A 6,000-nucleotide genomic window follows, 5' to 3' on the forward strand; every position below is an offset into this window, starting at 1 on the left:
CGGCTCTACCGGCAGGGATCTACTTGACAACTCGCGCCGAAGCGATACTTTTAGAACCAAGAGGTTCTAAAAGAAGTAGGTTATATATGAATGCCGATACTCTCAGCGCCGTCTTCGGGGCGTTGGCCGATCCAACGCGTAGGGCGATCTTGCAGCGGCTAACCGAGGGTGATGCGCAGGTGTCTGATCTGGCTGCGCCGTTTGCGATCAGCCAACCCGCAATTTCAAGGCATTTGAAGGTGTTGGAGGATGCCGGTTTGATCTCGCGGAGTCGGGTTGCGACGGCTCGATTCAGCCATCTGGAAGCCGATCATTTGAAGGGGGCCAGCGAGTATATGGAGCAATACAAGAAGTTCTGGGGTGAGTCGTTTGACAAGCTCGACGGCGCTCTTGCTGCCTTTCAATCGGTTGCGGACCCAGAGAAAAGGAGCCCTCATGTCTGAGGCTTACCGGCCGGAGGTAACGGATCGGGACGTCTTCGTCTCGCGCACATTCGAAGCGCCCCGCAACGTGGTGTGGCGGTTCTGGACGGAATCCGCGCTTCTCGCCAGCTGGTTCGGGCCGGAAGGAGTAACTGTACCGATCGATAGCGTCACGATAGATCTGGTCGTAGGCGGCCGGTGGGAGCTCTCGATGGTCGAAATCTCAAGTGGAGCGACCAACCCCATCCAGGGCCGGATCCTCTCCTTCAACGAACCCGAATTTCTCGAGATCCAGATGACGGCCGATACCTCCGGAGGAATCGTCAGCGACATCATCCTTCGACTCGAGTTCCACGACCACGGCGATCGAACCCGGATGACCCTCCATCAAGGCCCCTTCACAGACCAGATCCGCGAGATGACACTCGCTGGCTGGGTTCTCTCCTTCGCCAAACTCGACACCATCCTTAAAAGGCACTCGGCATGAAGACTAGAAGTCACGACACCACGATCGACGAGGTCATATCAGCGGACGGGACAACAATTTCGGTCGAGCGGATCGGGTTCGGGCCCGCGCTGATATTAGTGGATGGGGCCTTCTGTGGCCGATCGTTTGGTCCGGCACGCGCGCTTGCGCAGGAACTTGCCGACTCCTTCAGCGTGTACTTTTACGATCGCCGAGGCCGCGGTGACAGCGGGGACACCCAGCCCTACGCGGTGCAGCGTGAGGTTGAGGATCTCGCCGCGGTGATCCACCACGCGGGCGGCAACGCCTTCGTCTATGGGATCTCATCCGGCGCCGCCCTCGCCCTTGAGGCCGCTGCCGCCGGCGTACCGATGCGTAAGCTCGGCACCTACGAGGCTCCATATACCGGCGTGGGAATCATCGACGGAGTTCCTGTCGATCACGGGCGCCATCTGAAGGCGCTCCTGGCTGAAGAGAAGCGCGGCGCGATGGTCTCGTATTTCTTGGTGAAAATGATCGGCGTGCCGGCATTCGTCCCGATCATGCTGCACTTCATCCCCGGTGTATGGAAGAGCCAGACTGCATCGGCAAACACGCTCCCGTACGAGACCGAAGTTCTCAACAACTTCACTGTCCCCACTGACCGACTCTCGCAGATCTCCATTCCGACCCTGATCCTGGTCGGGGGAAAGGCCGCCACACCAATGGTGGCCGCTCAATCGGTGATTGCCGCCTCGGTACCAAATGCTGCGCACCGCACCCTCGAGGGTCAGACACACCAAGTATCAACCGCAGCCATAGCGCTAGAGCTGCGCGCGTTCTTCAGCGCCTAGCTCCAGGGTCCTCCTCACCCACATCACACTCGCCACACTCCAGGAGTAGGAACGTGTCCAAAGTCGACTCCCTACATAGGGGCAAAAGGCCGCCGCTCTCACGCCGCATCCAGCCGCGCGACCCGTGCTTTACTGGCCTGTGGCAGCAGCCGGGCCGCTCTGCCTCGTCGTCGGCTTCGCCCAAGCATTCCTCCGTCCCGGTTTCGACGCGGCCCACAACGACCTCAGCGTGCTCGCCAACGGTGATCCCGGCTGGATCCAAGTAGCCAAGTTCGTCCTGGGGAACGTTCACGAATCGCGACCGGATCGCCCCCACATGCACCCGGCTCGTGGACCCCTTCCGACCCACTGAGCCGCTCGGCGACGCCGGCTCCCCGTCTGGAAAGAAGCTGATGTATATCCCGGCCGTCGCCGCGGTCCCGTATTTCGCAACGACCTTCAAGGGAACGCAGGCCGCGGCCGAATCTGGTGTGGAAGGACACGGTGTTGGTGCCGGCCGGGCAAACCGTGGACATCCTGCTCGAGGTCAGCAATCCGGGCCTGTGGATGGCGCACTGCCACATCGCCGAACACGCAGAGAGCGGAATGATGTTCAGCTTCAACGTCGCGCGAACGCCGGAGCCGATCCAATGAGCGCGGAGGCGTCGAACCGGTCGCCATTGGACGTCCTCGTGGTCGGGGGCGGACAGGCCGGCCTCGCCATGGGGCGCGAGCTGTCCGAGCGGCGGCTTCGCTTCGACATCGTGGACGCCGGCACGGAAATCGGGCATGTGTGGCAGTCCCGCTGGGAATCGCTGCGCATGTTCACCTCCGGCCGTTATGACAATCTCCCGGGACTTCCCTTTCCAGCGGATGCAGACGCGTACCCGGGCAAGGATGACGTCGTGGCGTATCTGCAGGCATACGCGGCTGAATTCGAAATGCCCGTGCGGCTGAACTCGACCGTCACCTCACTCACCAGAACTGACGGCGCCTACATTGCGCACACTGCGCCCGGGGTGATCGAGCCCCGCCAGGTGGTGATCGCAACCGGGCCGTTCCAGACGCCGTTCACCCCGCCGATCTCGGCCCAGCTCGACGGCGACGTTGCGCAGCTCCACAGCGCCGAGTACCGGAAACCAGAGGGCCTTCCGCCCGGTCGGGTCCTGGTTGTCGGCGGCTCCAACTCGGGCTGCCAGATCGCGCTGGAATTGTCGAAGACGCACACCGTGGACCTGTCCGTCGGGAAACGGTTGCCGACGATCCCGCAGCGCCCGCTGGGTCGGGACGTGTGGTCGTGGGCCACGGCATTGCGGTTGGACCGGGTCACTGCCAGTTCGCGGATTGGGCGACGCCTGTCCACGCGGGATCAGATCATCGGTGTCGGGCCCAGACGGCTCAGTCGGCGTCACGGCGTCCGGCTCCGCCCGCGCGCGACCGCAGGCGCTGGACGCTCGGTGTCCTTCGCCAACGGAATCACCGCCGAGTATGACGTCGTGATCTGGGCCACCGGCTACACCAGCGACAACAGTTGGATCAACATTCCCGGCGTTACCGATAACGCGGGGCGGCTTCGGCAGTCCCGAGGCGTCACGCCGTCGCCAGGGCTCTACACGCTGGGACAAGCGTGGCAACACACGCGCGGCTCCGCGCTGCTCGGTTGGGTAGGAGACGACGCCTCCTACCTTGCTCAGCGGATCGTGGAATTCACGCCCTAACGTCCGTAGATAAGCGCTGTCCCGCTGGTCAGGTGATCCGCTGCGTTCCCGCATTATGGAGCGGTCGTCGCCTTCTGCCGCAGAAATGCGTACGCGCTGACGGCGGCGATGACAGCAATGGAGCCCGCCGCGAGGAAGGCGTTCTGAAACCCAGCAGCAATCCCACCGGTCGCGGTGGTGAGCGCCGCGACCGCGCTGAATGCCGCGATGCCGAACGCTCCGCCGATCTGCGAGCTGGCGTTCGCCAGACCCGATGCCAGCCCGGTGAGCGTCGAGGGGATGCCTGCCGCAATCACCATGGTGGATGGCGTGAAGCTGAGGGCAACACCCGCAGCTGCCAGGAGCAGCCCGGGCAGCACGTCAAGCGAGTAGGTGGCATCCTGGGGGACTTGCGCGAGGTAGAAGTGTCCGCTCGCCAGCAGAACGAGGCCCAGTACGAGCGTTCGCACTGCGCCGAGCCTGGCGATGATCCGGGGCAGCACGAGGATGGACACCAGGAACCCGGCAACCGACGTGGGAACCATGGCGAAACCGGCAATTCCCGGGCTGAAGGCAAGTACCTGTTGAAGATATAGCGCGCTGAGGTAGAAGGTCGACACTCGCGCCGCCCCGCCCAGCAAACCGACGATCACGCCGGCCGATACCGTGCGCTCTTCGAACAATCGCAGTGGCACGATGGGGTCGGCCGCGCGGCGCTCGATGGCTACGAAGGCGATGAGCAGTGCGATGCCCACCGTACCGCCACCAATGGTCTCGATCGAACGCCAACCTCGGTCAGCGACTGAAAGTGTCGCGTAGATCAGGGCCAGCGCTCCAGCGGTGACGGATGCCGCGCCCAGGCCGTCGAAGCTGCGTCGGGTTCGCGCGCCCAGTGTGCCCGTGAACAGGAGGGGAGCGACTATCAGCGCCAGAAGAGTGACGGGGACGGTGAGGAAGAACACCCATTGCCAGCCCAGGGCGGCGGTCTCCAGGCCGCCTGCAGCGACGCCGATGGCGCCTCCCGCCGCCGATGCGGCGCCCCATGCGCCCATGGCTTTCGCCCGCTCGGCGCCTGGAAATCGCACCAGAACGATGGACAGTGCGGCGGGGCTGAGGATGGCGGCAGTGATTCCCTGGAGTGCCCGCGCGACGACCAGAATCGTTTCGTTGGGGGCGAAACCGGCCATCAGTGTCGTGGCGGTGAATGTCGCAGTCCCGATCATGAACATCCGTCGGCTGCCGAAGAGGTCCGCTGCCCGCCCGGACAACAGCAGGAAGCCGCCGAACGCCAGGAAATAGGCATTCACCACCCAGGCCACGCCTGTTTGCGTGAGTCCGAGGTCTGCCTGGATGGAGGGAAGAGCAACGTTCACGACTGCGGTGTCGAGCATCACGACGAACTGCGCCGCGATGAGGACGAACAACGCAGTGCGCTGCCGCACGGGGGAGCCGATTCCGGGTGCCACAGACGTCGCGATCGACTCTGGGTCAGGCATGGAAACTCATTCCTGAAATGATGAGCACCGCCACGATCGCGGCGGAAACGAAGTCGACGGCAGCGCAAAAGGGTGGCCACCACCGGGTCTTGCGCACGAACTGCGTTCGGTGCTGCCAGAGATCCTTCAGCCCATGGGCGACCAGTCCGGCGACCACAATCCACGCCGACCCGGTGACCGCCGTTGCTGCGAGAACCACGAAAGCCGTGGCGACGCTGATTTCCACCATGAGCACTTTAGTGCGCCCGTCGGCCACAGCGAAACCGATGTACACGGCGGCGATGACGGCGATACCCATCGCATAGACAGTGGACGGAGTGAGCCACCAGAAGGCCAGCGGCGACGCGGCTTGCGCCGCTCCGATGATTACACCCCAAATGATGGCCGTGATCGGCGCACTCGTCGGCACGCGGGTACTACCCGGGATCGCTGCAGCTTCGTCAGGTGACATTTCAGCTCCTACCTGGTGCGGGGTTCGGCGCGGTCTGGGTCGAGGTGCCGCCCATGATGATGGAGTTCACCGGGTTACCGCGACGGAGTCGAGGAACTGCGTGAGCTTCTGGGCGATGGTTGTCGACTGGGTCCAGTGGAGGTAGTGGCCGCCGTCGAGTTCGACGAGTTCACCGTGATCCCGGTTGCTGAGTTGGGCCTCGTGGAGTTCTCGCCATCGTGGCTAAATGAGTCGAGTAGTGGGGCTTCCTTGCCCGGCAAGTCCGTTCATCTGGCCGGGCACGGATGCGTCGATCCCCACGACGGCGGAGACCTCGTCCCGGTACCGGTTGGCGTAGTACAGGTCATAGATGCCGGAGATCGAGTGGCCGAGCAGGACGTAGGGTTCGTCGACTCCGACCTTCGAGAGGGCCTGATGCAGTTCAGTGGTGATGTTCTCGATTGTGCGCGGGGGAGCATCAACGTCGCTGTAGCCGTACCCGAAGCCTTCGACCACGACAACCCGGTAGCCGTCGAGTTCACGGATGAGCGGGGCGAAGTCGAGCGCGGGCGATGCGGTGCCGTATCCACCGAGCATGACAATGGTCGGCCCGGTGTCGCCGTGCCGGTACACGTTCAGGGTGCCGCCGGTGACGGATACCCGCTCGCCGTATGCAG

General features: G+C 63.7%; 9 protein-coding genes. 6 read left to right on the top strand and 3 right to left on the bottom strand.

The features are described 5' to 3' along the window. Positions 1-86 precede the first annotated feature (86 nt). The 6 genes from AB4Y94_RS10585 to AB4Y94_RS10610 all read left to right on the top strand — a co-directional run bounded on the left by AB4Y94_RS10585 (position 87) and on the right by AB4Y94_RS10610 (position 3,418). Positions 87-443 carry an ArsR/SmtB family transcription factor gene (locus tag AB4Y94_RS10585; RefSeq protein ID WP_441727773.1) on the top strand — a complete coding sequence of 119 codons (357 nt, stop codon included), beginning with the start codon at positions 87-89 and terminating at the stop codon, positions 441-443. Further along, positions 436-909: an SRPBCC family protein gene (locus tag AB4Y94_RS10590; protein WP_441727774.1), complete on the top strand. Its 474-nt coding sequence runs from the start codon at positions 436-438 to the stop codon at positions 907-909. The genes AB4Y94_RS10585 and AB4Y94_RS10590 overlap by 8 nt, the downstream gene beginning before the upstream one ends. Continuing rightward, the gene (locus tag AB4Y94_RS10595; protein ID WP_441727775.1) at positions 906-1,721 is read left to right on the top strand and encodes an alpha/beta fold hydrolase; all 816 of its coding nucleotides are present in this window, start codon (positions 906-908) and stop codon (positions 1,719-1,721) included. Before AB4Y94_RS10590 ends, AB4Y94_RS10595 begins: the two co-directional genes overlap by 4 nt. A 139-nt stretch (positions 1,722-1,860) precedes the next feature. Continuing rightward, positions 1,861-2,073 (top strand): DUF998 domain-containing protein, encoded by a 213-nt coding sequence (locus AB4Y94_RS10600; RefSeq protein WP_441727792.1) that lies wholly within the window; start codon positions 1,861-1,863, stop codon positions 2,071-2,073. 71 nt (positions 2,074-2,144) lie between these two features. After that, the gene (locus tag AB4Y94_RS10605) at positions 2,145-2,354 is read left to right on the top strand and encodes a multicopper oxidase domain-containing protein (RefSeq protein ID WP_441727793.1); all 210 of its coding nucleotides are present in this window, start codon (positions 2,145-2,147) and stop codon (positions 2,352-2,354) included. Further along, positions 2,351-3,418 (top strand): flavin-containing monooxygenase, encoded by a 1,068-nt coding sequence (locus AB4Y94_RS10610; protein ID WP_441727776.1) that lies wholly within the window; start codon positions 2,351-2,353, stop codon positions 3,416-3,418. The genes AB4Y94_RS10605 and AB4Y94_RS10610 overlap by 4 nt, the downstream gene beginning before the upstream one ends. A gap of 53 nt (positions 3,419-3,471) precedes the next feature. Here AB4Y94_RS10610 and AB4Y94_RS10615 read toward each other — a convergent pair whose 3' ends face one another. The 3 genes from AB4Y94_RS10615 to AB4Y94_RS10625 form a co-directional block, all read right to left on the bottom strand. Further along, positions 3,472-4,893 (bottom strand): MFS transporter, encoded by a 1,422-nt coding sequence (locus AB4Y94_RS10615; protein ID WP_441727777.1) that lies wholly within the window; start codon positions 4,891-4,893, stop codon positions 3,472-3,474. Beyond that, positions 4,886-5,344 (bottom strand): hypothetical protein, encoded by a 459-nt coding sequence (locus AB4Y94_RS10620; protein ID WP_441727778.1) that lies wholly within the window; start codon positions 5,342-5,344, stop codon positions 4,886-4,888. The genes AB4Y94_RS10615 and AB4Y94_RS10620 overlap by 8 nt, the downstream gene beginning before the upstream one ends. A 222-nt stretch (positions 5,345-5,566) precedes the next feature. Beyond that, on the bottom strand, positions 5,567-6,000 hold a 434-nt coding region (locus AB4Y94_RS10625), incomplete at its 5' end, for an alpha/beta fold hydrolase (RefSeq protein ID WP_441727779.1).

This window comes from Glaciibacter sp. 2TAF33 (assembly GCF_052114945.1).
In the GTDB taxonomy this organism is placed as follows: domain Bacteria; phylum Actinomycetota; class Actinomycetes; order Actinomycetales; family Microbacteriaceae; genus Cryobacterium.